The organism is Bradyrhizobium sp. SZCCHNS1050, from assembly GCF_032484785.1.
Lineage (GTDB): Bacteria > Pseudomonadota > Alphaproteobacteria > Rhizobiales > Xanthobacteraceae > Bradyrhizobium.
Window position 1 is genome coordinate 5121927 of the sequence record NZ_JAUETR010000001.1, and the last position, 20051, is coordinate 5141977.

At 67.1% G+C, this 20051-nt stretch carries 20 protein-coding genes; 10 read left to right on the forward strand and 10 right to left on the reverse strand.

The genetic code is table 11. The features are described from left to right. The first annotated feature begins 209 nt into the window (after nucleotides 1–209). The 6 genes from QX094_RS23175 to cyoD all read left to right on the forward strand — a co-directional run bounded on the left by QX094_RS23175 (nucleotide 210) and on the right by cyoD (nucleotide 6850). A complete protein-coding gene (locus QX094_RS23175) occupies nucleotides 210–1442 on the forward strand; it encodes an acetyl-CoA C-acetyltransferase (RefSeq protein ID WP_316185122.1) in 1233 nt (410 codons plus the stop codon). 255 nt (nucleotides 1443–1697) lie between these two features. Beyond that, nucleotides 1698–3485 (forward strand): chloride channel protein, encoded by a 1788-nt coding sequence (locus QX094_RS23180; RefSeq protein ID WP_315751963.1) that lies wholly within the window; start codon nucleotides 1698–1700, stop codon nucleotides 3483–3485. Nucleotides 3486–3566: 81 nt separating this feature from the next. Beyond that, entirely contained in the window at nucleotides 3567–4898 is a 1332-nt protein-coding gene (locus QX094_RS23185) for a sorbosone dehydrogenase family protein (protein WP_316185124.1), read from the forward strand. 72 nt (nucleotides 4899–4970) lie between these two features. Continuing rightward, a complete protein-coding gene (locus QX094_RS23190; protein WP_316185377.1) occupies nucleotides 4971–5804 on the forward strand; it encodes a COX aromatic rich motif-containing protein in 834 nt (277 codons plus the stop codon). A 24-nt stretch (nucleotides 5805–5828) separates the two neighbouring features. Beyond that, nucleotides 5829–6470 (forward strand): cytochrome o ubiquinol oxidase subunit III, encoded by a 642-nt coding sequence (cyoC, locus tag QX094_RS23195; protein ID WP_315715672.1) that lies wholly within the window; start codon nucleotides 5829–5831, stop codon nucleotides 6468–6470. Beyond that, a complete protein-coding gene (gene cyoD / locus QX094_RS23200; protein ID WP_315715673.1) occupies nucleotides 6467–6850 on the forward strand; it encodes a cytochrome o ubiquinol oxidase subunit IV in 384 nt (127 codons plus the stop codon). The genes cyoC and cyoD overlap by 4 nt, the downstream gene beginning before the upstream one ends. A gap of 76 nt (nucleotides 6851–6926) precedes the next feature. Here cyoD and QX094_RS23205 read toward each other — a convergent pair whose 3' ends face one another. Beyond that, a complete protein-coding gene (locus tag QX094_RS23205) occupies nucleotides 6927–7694 on the reverse strand; it encodes a thermonuclease family protein (protein ID WP_410052210.1) in 768 nt (255 codons plus the stop codon). Nucleotides 7695–7850: 156 nt separating this feature from the next. On the opposite strand from QX094_RS23205, the gene QX094_RS23210 reads away from it, so the two are divergent. The 3 genes from QX094_RS23210 to QX094_RS23220 all read left to right on the forward strand — a co-directional run bounded on the left by QX094_RS23210 (nucleotide 7851) and on the right by QX094_RS23220 (nucleotide 11698). Beyond that, nucleotides 7851–8897 (forward strand): S1C family serine protease, encoded by a 1047-nt coding sequence (locus tag QX094_RS23210; protein WP_316185126.1) that lies wholly within the window; start codon nucleotides 7851–7853, stop codon nucleotides 8895–8897. 383 nt (nucleotides 8898–9280) lie between these two features. Further along, on the forward strand, nucleotides 9281–9967 hold the full coding sequence (locus QX094_RS23215; RefSeq protein ID WP_315715675.1) for an isochorismatase family cysteine hydrolase: 687 nt from the start codon (nucleotides 9281–9283) through the stop codon (nucleotides 9965–9967). Between the two features lie 75 nt (nucleotides 9968–10042). Then, nucleotides 10043–11698 carry a regulator gene (locus tag QX094_RS23220; protein ID WP_315715676.1) on the forward strand — a complete coding sequence of 552 codons (1656 nt, stop codon included), beginning with the start codon at nucleotides 10043–10045 and terminating at the stop codon, nucleotides 11696–11698. A gap of 52 nt (nucleotides 11699–11750) precedes the next feature. Here the strand turns inward: QX094_RS23220 and QX094_RS23225 are convergent, their stop codons facing one another. From QX094_RS23225 to QX094_RS23235, 3 genes are all read right to left on the reverse strand, one after another. Then, nucleotides 11751–12242, reverse strand: a complete 492-nt coding sequence (locus tag QX094_RS23225; protein WP_315715811.1) for a TlpA disulfide reductase family protein — start codon at nucleotides 12240–12242, stop codon at nucleotides 11751–11753. Between the two features lie 106 nt (nucleotides 12243–12348). Further along, the gene (locus tag QX094_RS23230; protein ID WP_315715677.1) at nucleotides 12349–12813 is read right to left on the reverse strand and encodes a hypothetical protein; all 465 of its coding nucleotides are present in this window, start codon (nucleotides 12811–12813) and stop codon (nucleotides 12349–12351) included. A 63-nt stretch (nucleotides 12814–12876) separates the two neighbouring features. Continuing rightward, entirely contained in the window at nucleotides 12877–13314 is a 438-nt protein-coding gene (locus QX094_RS23235; protein ID WP_315715678.1) for a DoxX family protein, read from the reverse strand. 101 nt (nucleotides 13315–13415) lie between these two features. On the opposite strand from QX094_RS23235, the gene QX094_RS23240 reads away from it, so the two are divergent. Then, nucleotides 13416–14375 carry a LysR family transcriptional regulator gene (locus QX094_RS23240; RefSeq protein ID WP_316174693.1) on the forward strand — a complete coding sequence of 320 codons (960 nt, stop codon included), beginning with the start codon at nucleotides 13416–13418 and terminating at the stop codon, nucleotides 14373–14375. Between the two features lie 132 nt (nucleotides 14376–14507). On the opposite strand, the gene soxA is transcribed toward QX094_RS23240, so the two are convergent. Genes soxA through QX094_RS23270 form a run of 6 tightly spaced genes read right to left on the reverse strand, consistent with a single transcriptional unit; the run spans nucleotide 14508 to nucleotide 20046 of the window. Continuing rightward, nucleotides 14508–15284, reverse strand: coding sequence for a sulfur oxidation c-type cytochrome SoxA (soxA, locus tag QX094_RS23245; protein ID WP_409977928.1), 777 nt, complete (start codon nucleotides 15282–15284; stop codon nucleotides 14508–14510). Further along, nucleotides 15284–15604: a thiosulfate oxidation carrier complex protein SoxZ gene (soxZ, locus tag QX094_RS23250; RefSeq protein ID WP_315715681.1), complete on the reverse strand. Its 321-nt coding sequence runs from the start codon at nucleotides 15602–15604 to the stop codon at nucleotides 15284–15286. Before soxZ ends, soxA begins: the two co-directional genes overlap by 1 nt. Then, nucleotides 15604–16092, reverse strand: coding sequence for a SoxY-related AACIE arm protein (locus tag QX094_RS23255; protein ID WP_315715682.1), 489 nt, complete (start codon nucleotides 16090–16092; stop codon nucleotides 15604–15606). The genes soxZ and QX094_RS23255 overlap by 1 nt, the downstream gene beginning before the upstream one ends. Before the next feature lie 6 nt (nucleotides 16093–16098). Beyond that, on the reverse strand, nucleotides 16099–16542 hold the full coding sequence (soxX, locus tag QX094_RS23260) for a sulfur oxidation c-type cytochrome SoxX (protein ID WP_315715683.1): 444 nt from the start codon (nucleotides 16540–16542) through the stop codon (nucleotides 16099–16101). Beyond that, on the reverse strand, nucleotides 16529–17806 hold the full coding sequence (locus QX094_RS23265; protein WP_315715812.1) for an NAD(P)/FAD-dependent oxidoreductase: 1278 nt from the start codon (nucleotides 17804–17806) through the stop codon (nucleotides 16529–16531). The genes soxX and QX094_RS23265 overlap by 14 nt, the downstream gene beginning before the upstream one ends. 56 nt (nucleotides 17807–17862) lie before the next feature. Next, nucleotides 17863–20046 carry a xanthine dehydrogenase family protein molybdopterin-binding subunit gene (locus QX094_RS23270; RefSeq protein WP_315715684.1) on the reverse strand — a complete coding sequence of 728 codons (2184 nt, stop codon included), beginning with the start codon at nucleotides 20044–20046 and terminating at the stop codon, nucleotides 17863–17865. Between the last annotated feature and the right edge of the window lie 5 nt (nucleotides 20047–20051).

Consider the following 20051-nt stretch of genomic DNA (forward strand, 5'->3'; position numbering starts at 1 on the left):
GCCCGAGCGCGCCGATCCGCGGAATTGTTCGTGCGACGGAAAGGTGAGTTGTGTCAAAGCCATGGCGTGCGTTCTGGTCATGCGCCGGCAGCTTCAAGCGCCGTTGTGAAGACCGCACGCGCAATGCTATGCGACAGCAAAGAGAGGCGTGCGGCCGCCGAGACGCCGCGCGCTGTCAGCGCAAAACAACATCGGGCAAAGGAAACACCATGGTCGACGCGCTCATCATCGATGCCTGCAGAACGCCGCGCGGTATTGGCAAAGCCGGCAAGGGCGCGCTCGCCGGGCTGCACCCGCAGCATCTCGGCGCCACCGTGCTGCGTGCGCTGGCCGACCGCACCGGCATCAATACCGGCGATGTCGACGACATCATCTGGGGCTGCTCGTCGCAGCGCGGACCGCAGAGCGGCGATCTCGGCCGCATGTCGGCGCTCGATGCCGGCTACGACATCCGTGCCTCCGGCGTCACGCTCGATCGCTTCTGCGGTTCCGGCATCACCAGCGTCAACATCGCAGCAAGCTCGATCATGGCCGGGCAGGAGGACCTCGTCATCGCCGGCGGCTGCGAGATGATGTCGATGGACGGCCGGCGCGGCGAGGGGCCGCTGATGATGGATGCCGGCAACCTGCATCTGCGCGCGCTGCATCCGCAGTCGCACCAGGGCGTCTGCGCCGACGCCATCGCCACCATGGAAGGCATCACCCGCGCCGACGTCGACGCGCTCGGGCTGGAGAGCCAGAAGCGCGCGGCGGCTGCGATCGCTGCCGGCCATTTCAAGAAGAGTCTGGTGCCGGTGCATCGCGAGGACGGCAGCGTCGCGCTCGACCACGAGGAATACCCCCGGCCGCAGACAACGGCCGAGGCGCTGGCCGCGCTGAAGCCGGCGTTTCCGGCGATCGCCGACTACGCGCTGGACGAGAAGGGCACGACGTATCGCAACCTGATCCTGCAGCGCTATCCCGGCCTCGAGATCGAATTCGTGCATCACGCCGGCAACTCCTCGGGCGTGGTCGACGGTGCGGCGGCGATCCTGCTGGCGTCGCCGTCCTATGCCAAGGCCCATGGCCTGAAGCCGCGGGCACGCGTCGTGGCGATGGCCAATATGGGCGACGACCCGACCCTGATGCTGAACGCCCCGGTGCCGGCGACGCGCAAGGTGCTGGCCAAGGCCGGGCTCAAGCTTGATGACATCGACCTGTTCGAGATCAACGAGGCGTTCGCCGTCGTCGCCGAGAAGTATATCCGCGACCTCGAGCTCGACCGCGCCAAGGTCAATGTGAACGGCGGCTCGATCGCGCTGGGACATCCGATCGGCGCCACCGGTTCCATCCTGATCGGGACGCTGCTCGACGAGCTCGAGCGGCGCGATCTCAAGCGCGGCCTGGTCACGATGTGCGCGGCCGGTGGCATGGCACCCGCGATCATCATCGAGCGGATCTGAACGGGACATCTCCTCGATTTGAGTTGCGCGCGCCCGTTGCGGAGTCTCCCGTGGCGGGCGCCGCCGTTTTGCACCTGGGCCGCTTGTGACCTCGGCGGTGCCGCACAGTTGAGGCGCGGGATCGCGCGAGCCGTGGCGGTTCCAGTTTCCGGACCAGTCAACCACGTTTCGACCGAACAGGAATTCGCGCTTGTTCCGCTAGTTGCGACAGGTTATTGCCACGGCGAGGCCTCATCGTAGAAGAAATGGCTCTCCGTGCTGTCGACGCTGTCGCATATCATCGATCGCAAGGCTTCGAACCGGGTGGTCACGCGGCTGCGGGCCCTGCTGCGCAGCAACGAGTTCTACCTGATACCGCTGGCGCTGGTGATCGGCGTTGCGACGGGTGCGATCGTGACGGTGATGAGCCTGATCGCGCAGGTCGCGCATGTGGTCATCTACGGCATTCCGATCGATGTCCGGCTCAGCGCTCATACCTGGGTCAACCCGGCGGTCGCCCTGATCGCGCCCGCCTGCGGCGGCCTTGCGCTCGGCATCATGGAATGGCTGCGGCGGCGCTGGAAGATCGCGGCCGCGGTCGACCCCGTCGAGGCCAATGCGCTGCGCGGCGGACGGCTGTCGATGCGCGACAGCATCGTGGTGAGCGGCCAGACCCTGGTCTCCAACGGCTCCGGCGCGTCGGTCGGGCTCGAGGCCGGCTACACCCAGATCGGCGCCGGCGTCGCCTCGCTGCTTGGGCAGTATCTCACGCTCCGCCGCAACGATATGCGCCTCATCCTCGGCTGCGGTGCGGCCGCCGCCATTGCGGCCGCTTTCGGCGCGCCGATCACGGGGGCGTTCTATGCCTATGAGCTGATCGTCGGCGTCTACTCCGTCGGCAGCGCGGCGCCGATCCTGGCGGCCTCGCTGGCGGGTGCGCTGACCTCGCAATATCTCGCCGGCGCGCCGTATTCGCTGGAGGTCGCCAAGGTCGGTGCGGTCGGCTTCGAGCAATACATCGCGCTGTTCGTGCTGGCGCTCCTCGTCGCAGGCATCGGCATCGTGGTGATGCGTGCCTCGCCGGCGGTCGAGCGGCTGTTCGTCCGCATTCCGGTGTGGCTGCGCCCGGTGATCGGCGGGGTCTGTGTCGGCGCCATGGCGATCGTGACGCCGCAGGTGCTGGCGGCAGGCCACGGCGCAATGCTGCTCGACCTGCATCGCGAGATGGCGGTCGGCATGATCGCCACCATCATCGTGCTCAAGCTCGCCGCCTGCCTGATCTCGCTGGCCTCGGGCTTCCGCGGCGGTCTGTTCTTCGCCTCGCTGTTCGTCGGCAGCCTGCTCGGCAAGCTGTTTGCGGGACTGCTCGCGCTGGCCGGCCTCGGGCTCGCGATCGACCCGCTGGTGGCGATGCTCACCGGCATGGCGACGCTCGGTGTCGCCATCGTCGGCGGGCCGCTGACGATGTCGTTCCTGGTGCTGGAGATGACCCGCAGCGTCGACGTCACGGCCGTCGTGCTGGGCGCCTGCATCGTGACGTCGGTGTGCGTCCGCGTCCTGTTCGGCCACTCGTTCTCGACCTGGCGGCTGCATCTGCGCGGCGAGACCATCCGCAGCGCCAATGACGTCGGCTGGCTGCGCAACCTCACGGTCGAGCGTCTGATGCGCTCCGACGTCGCCAAGGTGCCGACCACGACCAGCATCGCGGCCTGCCGGCGCGAGTTCGCGCTGGGCACGCGCCAGGCCGTGGTGGTGGTGAACAACAGCGACGATTATTGCGGGCTGGTCTCCTTGCCCGATCTGTTCTCGGGCGAATTGGACTCCATCGCCGATGAGATCCAGGTGGTCGAGCTTGCCAAGTATTTCGACGTCGCGCTGTTGCCCGAAATGAACGTCAAGACGGCGATGAAGATCTTCGACGATTCCGGCGCGGAAGAGCTGGCGGTGCTGGAATCGGAGAACAGCCGCAAGGTGATCGGCTTCCTGACCGAGTCCTTCGCACGCCGCCGCTATGTCGAGGAGATCGACCAGGCGACGCGCGGCGTGCTCGGGGCGCTGTCGTGATCGCGTCCCGCCGCCGCGACACGTGATCGCCGGTCCTCGACCGGGGTAGACTGCCGGCCGTTCGAGACGCGCGAGGACTGCATGACGAGACTGATCAGCACGGTTGTCGTGGCGACCTTGAGCGCGCTGGCGGCGGCTGCCACCGCAGCCGAACCTGTTGTGCTGAAAGGCAAGGACGCGTTCGGCAGTTGGCAGGGTGATGCACCTGGCACAATCAGGCTGATCCGTCCCGAAGACCTGCCCAAACCGGGTGCGACGGCGTCCGCAGCCAACGTCTCCCGCGTGATGCACCGACCGGCCTCCGCCGTGCCGAGGGTCATCGACGGTTTCAAGATCGCGCTGTTCGCCGAGGGGCTGAGCGGGCCGCGCATCCTCCGCACCGCGCCGAATGGCGACATCTTCGTTGCCGAGACCCGGGCAGGGCGCGTCCGCGTGCTGCGTCCGAGCGAGGACGGCAGCAAGGTCGCGTCGAGCGAGATCTTCGCCGACCGTCTCGGCCATCCCTTCGGCATCGCCTTCTACCCGAGCAGCGATCCGCAATGGATCTATGTCGCGAGCACCGAGCGCGTCATGCGCTTTCCCTATCGAGCCGGCGACATGAAGGCGCAGGGGCCGCTGCAGGTCGTCGTGCCCGATCTGCCGGCCGGCTACGGCCATTCGACGCGCGATATCGTCTTCACCAGGGACGACAAGCGCATGCTGGTGTCGGTCGGCTCCACCGGCAATGTCGGCGAAGCGCTGGGAGAGCCAGCCGGCGGAGTCAGTGCCTGGATCAAGGCGCACCCGCTCGGCGCGGCCTGGGGCGGGGAGGCCGACCGTGCCAGCGTGCTGGCGTTCGATCCCGACGGCAAGAACCGCAGCCTGTTCGCCACCGGCATCCGCAACTGCGTCGGCCTCGCCATCCAGTCCGCGACCGGAACGCCGTGGTGCTCGACCAACGAACGCGACGGGCTCGGCGACGATCTGGTGCCGGATTATGTCACGCGGGTGAAGGAGGGCGGCTTCTATGGCTGGCCCTGGTACTACATCGGCGACAACCCCGACCCGCGCCATGCCGGCGAGCGCCCCGACCTGAAGGGCAGGATCACCGTGCCCGACGTGCTGCTGCAGCCGCATTCGGCCTCGCTCGGTCTGACATTCTACGACGGCAATCTGTTTCCGCCGGAGTATCGCGGCGATGCCTTCGCGGCCGAGCACGGCTCGTGGAACCGGTCCAAGCGCACCGGCTACAAGGTGATCCGGGTCAGGCTCAAGGACGGCGTGCCCACCGGCGAATACGAGGATTTCGTCACCGGATTCGTCGTCAACGATCGCGAGGTCTGGGGCCGGCCGGTCGGCGTCACCGTGGCGCGCGACGGCAGCCTGCTCATCTCCGAAGACGGCAACAGCACGATCTGGCGCGTGAGCCGCTGAGCGGATCTTTGCGGCGCAGGAACCTCTCGATCCGGTGTGGGTTGGGAGCGCGGATGAATGCCGGATGAGCGTATGAACATCTTCGATCCGCAAGGGCCGATCGCCGCCGCCGAGCAGACGATCCTGATCGATTCCGTCATCATCATGCTGGCGATCATCGTGCCGACATCGATCGCGGTGCTCGCTTTCGCGTTCTGGTTCCGCAGCTCCAACACCAGGGCGCGCTACCGGCCGGACTTCGCCTATTCGGGCGCGGTCGAGCTCGTGGTGTGGTCGATCCCCGCGCTCACCGTCATCCTGCTCGGCGGCGTCGCCTGGATCGGCTCGCACCAGCTCGACCCGGGCAAGCCCGTCGACGGCACTGGGCTTCCGATCCGCGTCCAGGCGGTGTCGCTCGACTGGAAGTGGCTGTTCATCTATCCCGACCAGCGCATCGCCACCGTCAACAGCCTGACCGTCCCGATCGGCGCGCCACTGCGCTTCGAGCTGACATCCGGCAGCGTCATGACGGCCTTCTTCATCCCGCAGCTCGGCGGCATGATCTACACCATGAACGGCATGGTCACGCGGCTGAACCTGCGCGGAGATCATGTCGGGACCTACAAGGGCTTGGCCTCGCATTTCAGCGGCGACGGTTTTCCCGACATGATGTTCGACACCAACGTCGTCTCGCAGCCCGACTTCGCCAACTGGGTGACGAATGCTGCCAGGAGCGGCCAGGTGCTCGACGAGGCGGGCTACAAGGAGCTCGCGGCGCAGTCCGTCGAGACCCGCCCGAAGACCTACCGGCTCGCGGATCCCGAGTTGTTCGGCAACATCGCCAGCCAGAAGATCCCTCCGGCGCCGGGACCGCAGCTCAGCGAGAACCAGTCGCGGCCGGAAGGCGGAACGGCGCATGCCCACTGAAGTCGTCGCAAAGGGAGTGGGCCGATGTCGGTGACCACCGTCGCTCAGGCGCCTGCCTATGCCGATCCGCATCAACTGCGTGCCGCCGAGCATCCCGGGCCGGCGCCGAAACGGATCGTGACCGGATTCGGCTTCTGGATATTCCTGCTCTCCGACATCGTGATGTTCTCGTGCTTCTTCGCGAGCTTCGCGGTGCTGTCGGGTGCGACCGCCGGCGGTCCGGGCGGCGCCGAACTGTTCGACGTCCGCAACGTCGCGGTCGAGACCGCTTTGCTGCTGCTGTCGAGCTTCACCTGCGGCATGGCGAGCATTGCCGCCGAGCGCCACAACCAGCTCTGGTTCCAGGTCGCGATGGCCGTCACCGGCCTGCTCGGCGCCGGCTTCCTGCTGCTCGAGGTCCGAGAGTTCGTCGACCTCGTCGGCCGCGGCGACGGGCCGAGCCGCAGCGCCTTCCTGTCGGCGTTCTTCACTCTGGTCGGCTGCCATGGCCTGCACGTCGCGGCTGGCATCCTGTGGCTGCTGACCATGATGGCGCAGGTGGTCGCCAAGGGCTTCCGCGCCGACATCGAGCGTCGCATCCTGTGCTTCGCGCTGTTCTGGCACGCGCTCGACATCATCTGGGTCGCGGTGTTCTCCGTGGTCTATCTGCTCGGAAGTGCGACATGACCGATCAAGCGCCCGCGGAATTCGATCTCGCGCCCGGCGAGCAGCAGCATGGCAGCCTGCGTTCACGCGTCCTGTTCTATGTCGCCGGTCTCGGTCTCGCGATCCTGCTGACGGCGACGTCGTTCTTCATCGCCGGCACCGACCTCGTCTGGCAGCCGTCGATCCCGGTCGCGATCATCGTCCTGGCGATCGCCCAGATGGGGGTGCACCTGGTGTTCTTCCTGCACATCACCACCGGGCCCGACAACACCAACAACGTGTTGGCGCTGGCCTTCGGGCTGCTGATCGTGTTTCTCGTCGTCGGCGGCTCGCTGTGGATCATGGCGAACCTCAACCACAACATGATGCCGATGGATCAGCTGCTGCAGATGCAGCACTGAGCATCGTTGCGGCAATCCAGGGGCCGCGCGACAGCTCTCGATTGCTTCGTCGTGCCGGCTCGTCGACCGTCCGATCTCACTTCTTCGGCGCGCGGCAGTTGAATGCACGCCGGAAGCCGGCGGCGCGTGCATCGTCCTCCGAGCAGAACCAGCGGTCGGGCTCAGTGGTCGCGGGATAGCTCGGGCAGCCCTGCAGATGGTAGATGCCGATGTTGCCGGTGACGCGGGCGCGCACCGCGAACTTCCCCTTGATGCTGCAGCCCGGCGGCGCGCTCGGCGCGTCCGGGAACAGCACCGCACGGATCTCGCGGTCGCGGTCGGCGCGGCAGGCCGCGCCGAGCAGGGCGCCGTCCTTCTTGTCGGCGCGGAACTCGGCTGGGGCGACGAGACATCCCTTCCATAGCCCGCGCACCGCCTCCTTGGCCGCGGCGACATCGTCCTTGGCGCGATACTTGATCGCCGGATCCGCGCTCATGGCGTAGCCCGCGCGCGCGACCTGTTGGTTCAGGCTGACCTTGTCGCCGTCGATGGTGCAGAGGCCGATCCTGCGCGTCTTGAGCGGCTTGTCGGGGCCGAGATCGTCGCAGCGCACCGAGCGGCTGCCGATCAGCTTGCCAAGCTGCTCGCGGGCCTCGACGCCGCAGCTCCAGGAATCGGCGTGATCGTCGATGCAGAGCTGGTCGACCTCCGGCGCATCGATGCCGTCGAGCCGGAACACCGTGTCGCCGAGCTGGATCGTGTCGCCGCTGCGCACCGTGGCGCTCGCCGCCAGCGATGCGCCGGTCATGTCGGCTCCCAGCACCATGGCCCCACACAACGACAACAGCCGGTCTCTCAGCCGCATGCTTCCTCCCGCAATCAGATTCATCAAATACCCGACCGTAGTCCTATCACAGCGCGCGTGAGTCTCGCCAAGGACGGCGCGGAACGGCGCCGCCGGATCGCCACCTTGCGCGGGGGGCGGCTGCTACCCATCTGACCGGGCGAAGGAAATCTTGCCATGTTGGACTTTACCTCCGATCTCGCCGGCGATGCGCTGTCGCCGGCGCGCGCGTCTGATGCTGCGCCGGCCGACGACCGCGCGCTGCTGGACGCCTATTCCAATGCCGTCATCGACGTCACCGAGCGGGTCGGCCCTGCGGTCGTGCGCGTCGAAACCGGCCCCAGGGCTGGGTCGACCGCCGGCTCCCGCGCCGAGCGCGGCGGGCTCGGCTCGGGCATCGTGATCTCGCCCGACGGTCTCGTGCTGACCAACAGCCATGTCGTCGGCTCCTCCAAGAGCATCCGGCTGCGCGACGTCGAGGGCGTCGTCACCGACGCTCAGGTGCTCGGCGTCGATCCCGACACCGATCTCGCCTTGCTGCGCGCCAATCACGCGCGCGACCTGCGCTACGCCGCGCTCGGCAACTCCAAGAGCCTGCGCCGCGGCCAGCTCGTGGTCGCGATCGGCAATCCGCTCGGCTTCGAATCCACGGTGACGGCTGGCGTGGTCTCGGCGCTCGGCCGCTCGATCCGCTCGGTCTCGGGCCGCATGATCGAGGACGTCATCCAGACCGATGCGGCGCTCAACCCGGGCAATTCCGGCGGGGCGCTGGTGTCGTCGGCCGCCGAGGTGATCGGCATCAACACTGCCATCATCCAGGGCGCGCAGGGCATCTGCTTTGCGGTCGCCAGCAACACCGCGCAGTTCGTGCTGTCGGAGATCATCCGCCACGGCTACGTCCGCCGCGCCTATGTCGGCGTGTCCGGGCAGACCGCGCCGGTGCCGCGGCGACATGCGTTGCTCGCCGGCGTCGAGAACAAGATGGGCGCGCTGTTGATGCAGATCGAGCCGGACGGGCCCGCGGCCCGCGCCGGCCTGCTGCCCGGCGACGTCGTGATCAAGCTCGACGGCGTCGACATCAACGGCGTCGACGACCTGATCCGCGTGCTCGACCGCGACCGCATCGGCCGTACCGTCGCGATGGACGTGCTGCGGCTGGGACGGCTGCGCGGCATCGACATCCACCCGGTCGAGCGCAGGCCGGCGGCGCGGCAGGCGTCGTGATCGTCGTGGGACGCTGAGCTCACGCCACAACCACCGCCGTCGTCCCGGCGAACGCCCATGGGGTCAAGCCCGGGACGACACCGTGCGGTTTGGCGCGATCGGTGGGCAAGCTCGCGCAGTTGAGACTCTCCTCAATTCACTGGCTTCCCTTGGCGCACGGGGATGCAGCAGGGTGATCGTTGCATGCAATGGCCGCTCATGAAATGAGCTGCGATCGCTGCAAACAAACCTGCTCAGCGACCGGGCATTGCCCGCGCGCTTCTCAACCCCTTGAATTAGTTCGTCCTTCGCCAGGGCCGTCGCGCTCCGCTGGATTGTACACAATGGCATAGCGCTTGCTTCGTCTGTTGCGAGGCATTCTCGTGGAGAGGCAAGCGGCTGGTATGGCGAACTCATCTGCATCGGCAACCGCTACGATCACGGCCGAGCCGGAGCCGATCACGCTCGATCTCTTCAAGACCGCGCTGGTCATCATCGACATGCAGCGCGACTTCATGGAGCCGGGCGGGTTCGGCGAGACGCTGGGCAACGACGTCTCGCAGCTTGCACGCGCCGTCGCGCCGATCGCCAACGTGCTGGCGGCGGCGCGCAAGAGCGGCATGCTGGTGATCCATACGCGCGAGGGGCACGCGCCTGATCTCTCCGACGCGCCGCCGGCCAAGGTCGAGCGCGGCGCGCCGTCGCTTCGCATCGGCGATCCCGGTCCGATGGGGCGCATCCTCATCCGCGGCGAGGCCGGCCACGACATCATTCCCGCGCTCTATCCTGTCGACGGCGAGGTCGTGATCGACAAGCCGGGGAAGGGCGCCTTCTACGCCACCGAACTCGGTGACGTGCTGAAGCATCACGGCGTCGAAAACCTGCTGGTGTGCGGCGTCACCACCGAGGTCTGCGTCAACACCACCGTGCGCGAGGCCAATGACCGGGGCTATCGCTGCGTCGTCATCTCCGACGGCTGCGCGTCCTACTTCCCGGAATTCCACGAGATGGGCCTGAAGATGATCAAGGCCCAGGGCGGCATCTTCGGCTGGGTCGCTGACTCCGCCGCGGTTCTGAAGGCCATGAACTGAGAGATGAACCGAGAGACGAGTCGAGACGAATGAGTTCGGTCATGTAGTCGCTGCAAGCAACAGGGGAGCAAGGCGATGAGCGGAAGCGGGACGGCAAGCTCGGTAAGAGCGGATTTCAAGCCGGTGCTCTGGACACCCGGAGACTGGAACGCGTTCTTCGGTTTCGGCACCAACATCCTCGTCAACATGCTCGTCCTCACCGGACTGTTGCGCTTCGTGCTGAAGATGCCGGACAGCCTGGTGTTCGGCCGCATCCTGCCGGCGCTCGGCCTCATGATGTGCCTGTCGACCCTGTACTACGCCTTCCTTGCCTATCGCCTGGCGCAGAAGACCGGACGCAGCGACGTCTGCGCGCTGCCCTCGGGCGTCAGTGTCCCGCACATGTTCATCGTGACCTTCGTGATCATGCTGCCGATCACGCTCAAGACCGGCGATCCGCTGAAGGGCTGGTCGGCCGGCCTCGTCTGGGTGTTCTTCCAGAGCTTCATCCTGATGATCGGCGGCTTCGTCGCGCCCTATATCCGCAAGATCACGCCGCGCGCGGCGCTGCTCGGCACGCTGGCCGGCGTCTCGGTCACCTTCATCTCGATGCGGCCGGCGCTCGAGATGTACATGACGCCGCAGATCGGCCTGGTGTGCTTCGCGATCATTCTGGTGAGCTGGTTCGGCGGGGTGAAATATCCGAAGGGGCTGCCGGCCGGCCTCGTGGCGATCGCGGTCGGCATGATCATCGCCTGGGGCTCGAACCTGTTGGGCCTCGGTCTCGGCGGGCTCAGCGTCAAGGGCGTCGGGGACGCCTTTGCGAGCTTCGGCTTCTCGGTGCCGCTGCCGGCGTTCGGCACGGTGTTCTCCGGCTTCGAATATCTCGGCGTGATCCTGGTAACCGCGATCCCGTTCGGCATCTACGACCTCGTCGAGGCGATGGACAATGTCGAGAGCGCGGAAGCCGCGGGCGACGAATATCCGACCACGCGGGTGCTGACAGCCGACGGCGTCGTCAGCCTGATCGGCTGCATGATGGGCAACCCCTTCATCAACGCCGTCTATATCGGCCATCCCGGCTGGAAGGCGATGGGCGGCCGCATCGGCTACTCCGCGGCGACCGGGCTAATGGTGATCGTGCTGTCCTGGCTCGGCATCATCTCGGTGCTGCTGGCGCTGGTGCCGGTGGTCGCGATCTCGCCGATCCTGCTGTACATCGGCATGCTGATCGGCGCGCAGGCGTTCCAGACCACGCCGGTCAAGCACGCGCCGGCGATCGTGCTCGCCTTCACGCCGCATCTCGCCGCCTGGGCCAAGCTGCAGATCGACACCATGCTGGCCTCGACGGTGGCCGCGGCGCAGAGCGTCGGCGGCCTCGCAGCCGACAAGGTCGATGCGGTCAAGACCGCTGCGATCGCGGCGCTGCCGCAGCAAGGCGTGCTGTATCACGGGCTCGAAGTGATGGGCGGGGGCTCGATCCTCGCCGGCCTCGTGCTCGGCGCGATCGGCGTGTTCGTGATCGAGCGCGACTTCACCAAGGCGGCGGCCTTCGCGCTTGCCGGTGCCGTCATGACCTATTTCGGCTTCATGCATGGCGAGGCCGTCGGCATCGGTGGCGGCTTCGGCGTCACGCCGGCGGTGGCGCTGGCCTATTTCGTGGTCGCAGGCGGATTGTTTGCACTGGGGCGGCTCGGCATGTCCGAGAGCTACCTGGCGCATGCCGACATGCATGCGGCGCCGGCAGAATAGGTATCTTTTCAACGAGAACGACAACCGGCGGCATGGCCGCCGGTGATGATTTTCACGCGCCCGGCTGATCGAGATAATAGCGCAGCAGCGCCTGGCCCGGCTCGGACAGCCATTCGGCCGCCCCGGTGACATAGCCTTCGATCAATCCCGTCGTGCCGATCAGATAGGTGATCGGCATCGCCGGCGTCGCGAAGATCGAGGCATCGGCATTGGCCGGATTGGTCGCTTGCGCATGCGGATCGGCGTAGGAGGCGCGGGGCATCGCGATCGCCTCGGCATAGCGGCGGATGCTTTTGATGTCGCGCCGGTCGGTGCAGATGGTCCAGACGTCGAGCGCCGGAATCCGCATCCGCTCCAGCCCGGCCAAAGTCGGCAGGTCGACCTTGCACGCCGCGCACCAGCTCGCCCAGAGATTGACCAGCGTGACATGGCCGGGCTTGGGCGCGAGCGTCACGTCCTTGCCGCCCATGTCCTGCAGCTTCAACGGCGGCAGCGCCCGGCGCGGCCGCTCGACGATGAACTGGGTGCGGCCGCTGCGGAACACCGGCGGGCTCGGGTCCTGTGCGCCGGCGCAAGCAGGCCTGCTTGTCAGCAGCAGCAGGCTGGCCGCCGCCAGCAGCAGATCGCGCCGTGCGGGCGCGCTCAAAACCTCAGCCATGGACGTAGGCCCAGCCTTTGCGCTGCAGCTCGACGACGCGGCCGATGCCGAACGGCACCAGCCTGGCGCCGTCGATCAGCTGGATCGTGAGGTTCTCCTTGCTCTCCGCGATCGACTTCGACGAGGCGCACATGCTGAAGCCGATATGCGGATACATCTGCCGCAGCGCCGCGAGCGGCTCCTTGAGCGGTGATTTGTCGGCGCGAAATACGTCGATGCCGGTGCCGTTGGCGACGACCTCGATCGCGGGGGTCTGTCCGAGACTGCCGAAATGCCGCGTCAGATTGCCGGAATAGCTGATGGCGTGACCCATCACATGGGGGTCGTTGCGGTCGATCAGCACGACAATGCCGGCGCGATGCTGGGCGACGGCCGGGACGGCGGGGGCTGGGGCGCCGAGGGCTGTCGCGCCAGCGAGAAAGCCGCGGCGCGACACGTCAGGGATCGGTTCGCTCATCATGGCTTCCTTCAAAGCACGCGATGCGCCGGCGCTGGATGGCCAGCGCCGGCGATGCTCGGATCAGCCGCGCGGCGCGATCGGCGCCTTGCCGTTGCGGCCCCACAGCACGAACAGCGACAGCGCCAGCAGCAGGATGTTCAGGGGCGTGACCGCCGCTTCGCCGCGGGAGATGTGGAAGGCGAACGCGAACACCTGCAGCGTGGCACAGCCGATTGCGGCCAGCACGGTCAGGCGCGGCATGATGCGGGTCAGCGACGGCAACAGGATGCCGAGCCCGCCAGCCAGATCGATCAGGCCGATGGTGCGGACGAAGGCCACCGAATATTCGCCGGTCCACGGCATCATCTGGGCGAGTTCCTTGATCGGGGTGAAGACCTTGGTGACGCCGGCGAAGCAGAACAGGGCGAAGAGCAGGGTCTGGGCGACCCACAGGCCGATGCGCAGCGCCAGCGGGGGCTGGAGTGGGCTGAGATCGGTGGTCGATGCGGTGCTGGACATGGTCGGAGCTCCAAATGAAAACGTGCCCGACATTGATAATTTCTTCTGGTTTGATCATTATGCTTTTCGTTAAGTCATCATTTTCTATTGGTTGATGATAAGTGGATACGTTGGTCAGTATTCGGGTGTTCTGCCAGGTCGCGGAGCTCAAGAGCTTCGCGGCCGCCGCCGATCGCCTGGGGCTTTCGCCGGCGATGGCCTCCAAGCATGTCATGCAGCTGGAGCAGCGGCTCTCGACCCGGCTGCTCAACCGCACCAGCCGGCGTGTCGGCCTGACCGAGGCCGGCCAAGTCTATTTCGACCAGGTGCGGCCGATGCTGGAGTCTCTCGACGAGGTCGAGGCCGTCGTCAGCAAGGCGACCGTGATCCCGCGCGGCACCCTAAAGGTCAGCGCGCCGGTATGGTTCGCCAATCCGCTGTTTGCCGGCACGCTCGCAGCGTACCGCGCGCGCTATCCGGACGTGGTGATCGATCTCGATCTCAGCGGACGCCTGGTCAATCTCGTCGACGAGGGGTTTGATCTGGCGCTGCGCGTCTCGGCCACGCCCGGCGATGGGCTGATCGCGCGGCCGCTGTCGCCGGTGCTGATGCAGCTCGTCGCCGCGCCGAGCTATCTCGCCGCCGCCGGGCGGCCGAAGGCGGTGGCCGATCTCAATGGCCATGCAATGCTGAAATACGCGTTGTACCCGCTGCGGGCCATGATCCTGCCGACCGGAGAGGGCGAGGTGACGGTCAACTTCAACGAGGTGCTGATCAGCGGCAACGAGACGCTCCTGCATCACGCCGCTGTCGCCGGCATGGGCATGGCGGTGCTGCCGCGCTGGCTGATGGCCGACGACCTCGCCAGCGGCCGGCTCGAGACGGTGCTGCCGGAGATGCTGACGATCAAAGCGCCGCTGATGGCGGTCTATCCCAGCCGAAAATATCTCTCCGCCAAGGTCCGTACCTTCATCGACTTCATCGCCGCCGATCCCCTGATGAAGCAGGCCTCGGACGGACCTCTCGCCGCGATCGATCCGACGGCGGCAGGGGTGAGAAAGGGACGGAAGGCAGGATCTTGAGCATATTGGGTCGCCGGGGGTCTCCATGCCGTCATGGCCGGCCACGACGCGTAACCCATGGCACGGCTCGTTCGTAAGCGGCGTTCTGCAAGCTCGAACGACTTGCCTGATAGCTCGCGAGACCTTGCCCGCTCACGGCCGCACCGCCGGCGCCTCCACCGGCATCCCTTGCGCCCGGGACATCAGATACAGCTCCAGCGCGATCATGTCGGGGGCGTCGAAATCGTAGGCCTGGGCGCGCACCCCGGTCATGCAGCCGCGCAGGCGGCGCTGCAGCGAGCCCATGCCTTGCCATTCCAGCCGGTAGATCGGATAGCCCGTCGGCTGTCCCTGCGTGATCGCGGAGCCGGCGAGATGCTTGCTCCAATTGTCATCGTGACAATTGGTGCAGGCGAGATTGAGCTGGCCCTGCCGCTGAAAAAACAGCTCGCGACCGCGCGCGATGAAGGGCTTGAGCCGCGGATCGTCGCCAGCGGTGATCGGCATCCCGCGCGATTGCTTCGCGATCAGCGCCGTCAGTGCCAGCAGCTCGCGGCTCTCTGCTGCGAACGGCGCTGCCTCCTGATGCTGTTTGCGGCAGAGATTGACGCGCTGGCCGAGATCGACCGGCGCACCGCTGGTGGCATTGAAGGCGGGATAGCGCGCGGCGACGCCCTTCATGCTGACATCGACCGGGCCATGACAATCGCCGCACGCCTTGTTGGCCGTGCCTGCCTTCGTCGTCCACAGCGCCTCACCGTCGAGCACCGACAGCATCGCCGGATTGGCGGTGTCGTCGTCCTGCATCGCCCTGGTGTCCGACGACATGAAGTCATAGCCGGAGCGGCGCTCGGACTCTGCGATCTCGCCGGCAAGCACGGGCAAGGTCACGACGATTGCCGTGACGACAGTGAGAAACGCAGACCGCATCATTCGATCGTGATCGCGGCGGCGGTGGTGGCGACGAACCCGTTGTCGCCGATCCATTCGAACTCGAAGCGGCCGCTCTCGGTAGCCGTGGTGAAGAACGACAGGAACGGATTGGCGGCGATGGCCGGATAGAGGTCGGCGCGAAAGATCTCGGTGCCGTTGAAGCGGCAGGTGAAGCTGGTGATGATGTCGCGCGGGATGGCTTCGCCTGCGGCCGTATGGCGATAGCCCGGCTCCATGACGTGGCTCATCAGTGTCTTGATCTCGATGACGGCGCCGCGCTTGGCCTTGGCGGGAACGTTGACGAGGGCGGCAGGCATCACGGCATCTCCTCGGTGCAGGCGGCCAAGGTCACGATGACGTCGACGCTCGCCGACCAGAACGAGCCGTCGGAGAGCTTTGCGATCGCCACGACCTTCTGGGTGTCGGCGAGCCGGATGCGCGTCGTGACCTGGGCGCGGCCGGCGCTGGCTGTCAGGTGAAAGCTGGCGACGTTGGGCTGCGGGTTCTTCTCGTTGAAGACGTGGATGCTCTTGACGAAATCGTCAGGCGTCATCGGGTGATCGACGCTGACGGTCATCGGCACGGTGTTGCCGTTCTCGACCAGCGGCGGGATGTCGAGTCGGATCTTGCCGGCGTTCACCTTTGCCTCGCCGACGAGGTTGCGGATCGCGGACGCCAGCATCGCCGGGGTCGCCTGCGCAGGCCGGACCGTGATCAGCGGCAGTGCGCCCGCGGCGGTCAGCGTTCCCGCCAGTTGCAGCAGGTGGCGGCGGGACATGTGGGACGGTTCGAACATGCCGGTCATATGGGCTCACTCGCGCAAGGTCGCGAGATAGGCGACGATGTCTTCGATCTGCTCTGCCGACAGGATCGGCTTGCCGCGCCAGGCGGAACCGACGCGCGTCAGCCCGTCAATGCGATAATAGGACGGCATGATCGTTTCCGGATTGAGCCTGGAGGCATCGACCAGCCGCAAGCGGAGCTGCGGGATCGTCGAACGGCTGCCGGCCCCGGCAAGGCTGGGTGCGAGATCGCCCTGGAAGTGCGCTTCCGGAAACGGGCCGGAGTGACAGAGGATGCAGGTCGAGCTGCGCGCGACGACGAGTGCGCGGCCGCGGGTGGCGTCGCCGGGCCGTCCGGTGAGGGACGAGGCGATGCCGTCGCCGGTGATCGTAGCGGGCGCGAGTGTCTGCGCCGCGACAGCGGCGGGCAGGGCGGCCACGAGCGCGGCGATGACAAGGCTAGCCGAAGGCATCGTGGGTCAGCGCCTTGAACCAGGCCGTCGCCGCGGCGGCCTCACGCGCGCGCGTCTCGCGCGATGCGTCGACCGGGCTGGCCCGTCCGCCCTCGATCTCGGCGAAGATGTCTCCCTTGGGCTGGTAGATGCCGGCGAGCGAGAACGCGTCGTCCGGCGCGACGATGCTGTAACAGATGCCGGTCAGCGTCGGCGGCTCCGACCGCCGTCCCGTCAGATCGCGCACGATCACGGCCGCGCACGCCTTGCCCTGCGCCTGGGCGGCGCCGGCCGATTTCGGGATGCCGCCGCCGAGACAGGCGTCGCCGATGACATGGACGTCGGGGACGAGCTTCGAGGCGAAGGTCGCGGCATCGATCGGGCACCAGCCGGTGCGGTCGGCCGCGCCGGCGAGGGCGGCAATGCGGCCGGCCTTCTGCGGCGGGATGATGTTGGTCACATCGGGATTGTAATTGCCGAACTCGGTGACGACGGTACGCGTGGCGATCTCGACGCCGGTGACGCGGCCGCCCTGCGACAGCGGAATGCGCTCGATCATGCCGGGGTAGAGCTGCTGCCACGCCTGCTCGAACAGCTTCTGCTGCGAGAAGCTGTCCTTGGCATCGAGGATCAGCACCTTCGACTTCGGCTTGTGCGCCTTGAGATAATGCGCGATCAGGCTGGCGCGTTCGTAAGGCGCGGGCGGACAGCGCGACGGATTGGCCGGGACGGCGATCGCGACGGTGCCGCCATCCGGCATCGCCTCGATCTGCGTCCGCAGCAGCAGCGTCTGCTCGCCGGCCTTGTAGGCGTGCGGCATGACCGCGGAGGCGGCCTCGTCGTAGCCTTGCAGGGCCGTGAAATCGAGGTCGATGCCGGGCGCCAGCACGAGGCGGTCATAGGCCAGCGCGCTGCCGTCGGCGAACGTGACCTTGTGGGCGGGCGCATCGACCGCCGTGGCCGCCCGCAGCACAATGCTCACGCCTTCGGCTGCGATCTTGTCATAGCCGAACTGCTGGGCACTGATATCGCGCAGGCTAGCGATGACCTCGTTGCTGAGCGGACACGCCGTGAAGGTCGTGTTGGCCTCGACCAGGGTGACGTCGAGCTTGCCATCGGCTTGGCGCAGCGCGCGGGCGCAACTGGCGCCGCCGAAGCCGCCGCCGATCACGACGACGCGCGCCATCGCTTGTGCGCGCAGCACGGCAGGGGCGGCGATCATGGCAACTGACGCCGCGATCAGGCCGCCGACCTCTCTGCGCGTGCGCTGCCGGGACATCGTCATCATCATTGCAATAGCACGGCGGCGGCCATTGGTCCCAACGGCCGCCGCCACGCGGGTCATGCGAAGGTGATGTTCTGGTCGCGCAGTGGCAACGAGCGGATGCGCTTCCCGGTGGCGGCAAAATACGCATTCAGCACGGCGGGTGCGGCGACGCCGATGGTCGGCTCGCCGACGCCGCCCCAGAAGCCGCCGCTCGGGATCATGATCGCTTCCACCTTCGGCATCTCGGCGATGCGCATCGAGTTGTAGCTGTCGAAGTTGGTCTCGACGATCCGTCCGTCCTTCACGGTGCAGCCGCCGTAGAACAGCGCCGAGAGGCCGTAGACGAACGAGCCGGCGATCTGCCGCTCCACCTGCGCCGGGTTGACGACGTAGCCGGGATCGGTCGAGGCGACGATGCGGTGGATCTTGATCTTTCTGCCGTCGATCACCGAGATCTCGGCAGCACCCGCGACGTAGCTGCCATAGCCGTGCAGTTGAGCGAGGCCACGGGACACGCCGTCCGGCGCCGGCGTGCCCCAGCCGATCTTCTCCGCGACAGCGTTGAGCACCGCGAGATGCTTGGGATGATCGGCCATCAGCTTGCGGCGGAAGTCCAGCGGATCCTGGCCGGCCGCATCGGCGAGCTCGTCCATGAAGCATTCGAGATAGATCGCGTTCTGGTTCACGTTGACGCCGCGCCAGAAGCCCGGATTGATGTGCGGGTTGCGCATCGCGTGTTCGATCAGCAAATTCGGCACGGAGTAGCCGATCGTGGCTTCGCCCGATGGTGCGAGCCCCTGGAAGGTCGCGGGGTCCTTGCCGTTGACCAGCGCGTCGGGCCGCAGGCTGAACAGGATCGACTGGCCGGAGATGCGCATGTGCAGTGCCGTCAGATTGTTGTCGGCGTCGAAGCCGCCGGTCAGCTTGCACTGCGTGATCGGGTGATAGCGGCCATGGGTCATGTCCTCCTCGCGCGACCACAACAGCTTGATCGGCGTGCCCGGCATCTCCTTGGCGATCTTCACCGCCTGGCGGACATAGTCGGTCTGGCCGCGCCGGCCGAAGCCGCCGCCGAGGATCAGCTTGTGCACCTCGCATTTGTCGGCGGGCAGCCCTGAGGCTTCCAGAACCGCGGCGAACGCCGCCTCGCCGTTCTGCGTGCCGCACCACACCTCGCATCGCTCGGGCGTGTAGAGCGCCGTGGCGTTCATCGGCTCCATCGTGGCGTGGTTCTGATAGGGATAGTTGTAGACGGCCTCGACCTTCCTGACGGCGCTCGCCAGCGCCGCCTTGGCGTCGCCGTTCTCGTTGCCGACAAAGGCGGGGCCGGACTCCAATCCTTCCGCGAGCCATTTGGCGATCGAGGCCGAGGAGACCTTGGCGTTCTCGCCTTCGTCCCACACGATCGGCAGCGCATCGAGCGCCGTCTTCGCGTGCCACCAGGTGTCGGCGACCACGGCCACGGCGGTGCCATCGATCGCGACCACCTTCTTGACGCCCTTCATGCCGGCGATCTTGGCCTCGTCATAGCTCTTCAGCTTGCCGCCGGTGACCGGACAGTCCTTGATCGCGGCGTTGAGCATGTTCGGCAGCTTCATGTCGGCGCCGTAGATCATCGCGCCGGTGACCTTGTCGGCGGTGTCGAGCCGTCTCACGCCCTTGCCGATCAGGGTCCAGTCCTTCGGATCCTTCAGCTTGACGTCGGCAGGCGGCGTCAGCTTCGCGGCGGCTTCCGCCACCTTGCCGTAGGTCGTCGTGCGGCCCGACGCCTTGTGGGTGATGACGCTGTTGGCGGCGGTGCATTCGGCCGCCGGAACCTTCCATTCGTCGGCGGCCGCCTGGATCAGCATCATGCGCGCGGCGGCACCGCCCTTGCGGACGTAGTCCTGCGACGAGCGGATGCCGCGGCTGCCGCCGGTGGAGAAATCGCCCCACACGCGCTTGCGGGCGACGTTCTGGCCGGGCGTCGGATATTCGGTCGTGACCTTGCTCCAGTCGCAGGCAAGCTCCTCCGCGACGAGCTGGGCGAGCCCGGTCAGCGAGCCCTGGCCCATTTCCGAGCGGGCGATGCGGATCACCACGGTGTCGTCGGGCCGGACGACGACCCATGCATTGACCTCGGGTGAGCCATCGGCTGCGCGCACCACCTGCGGGCCGCCGAAGGGGATATCGAGGCCGAGGGCGAGGCCGCCGCCGAGTGCGGCGGTGCCGATGACGAAGGACCGGCGGTCGAGGCGCGGCGTCACATGCTGGTTCATGCCGT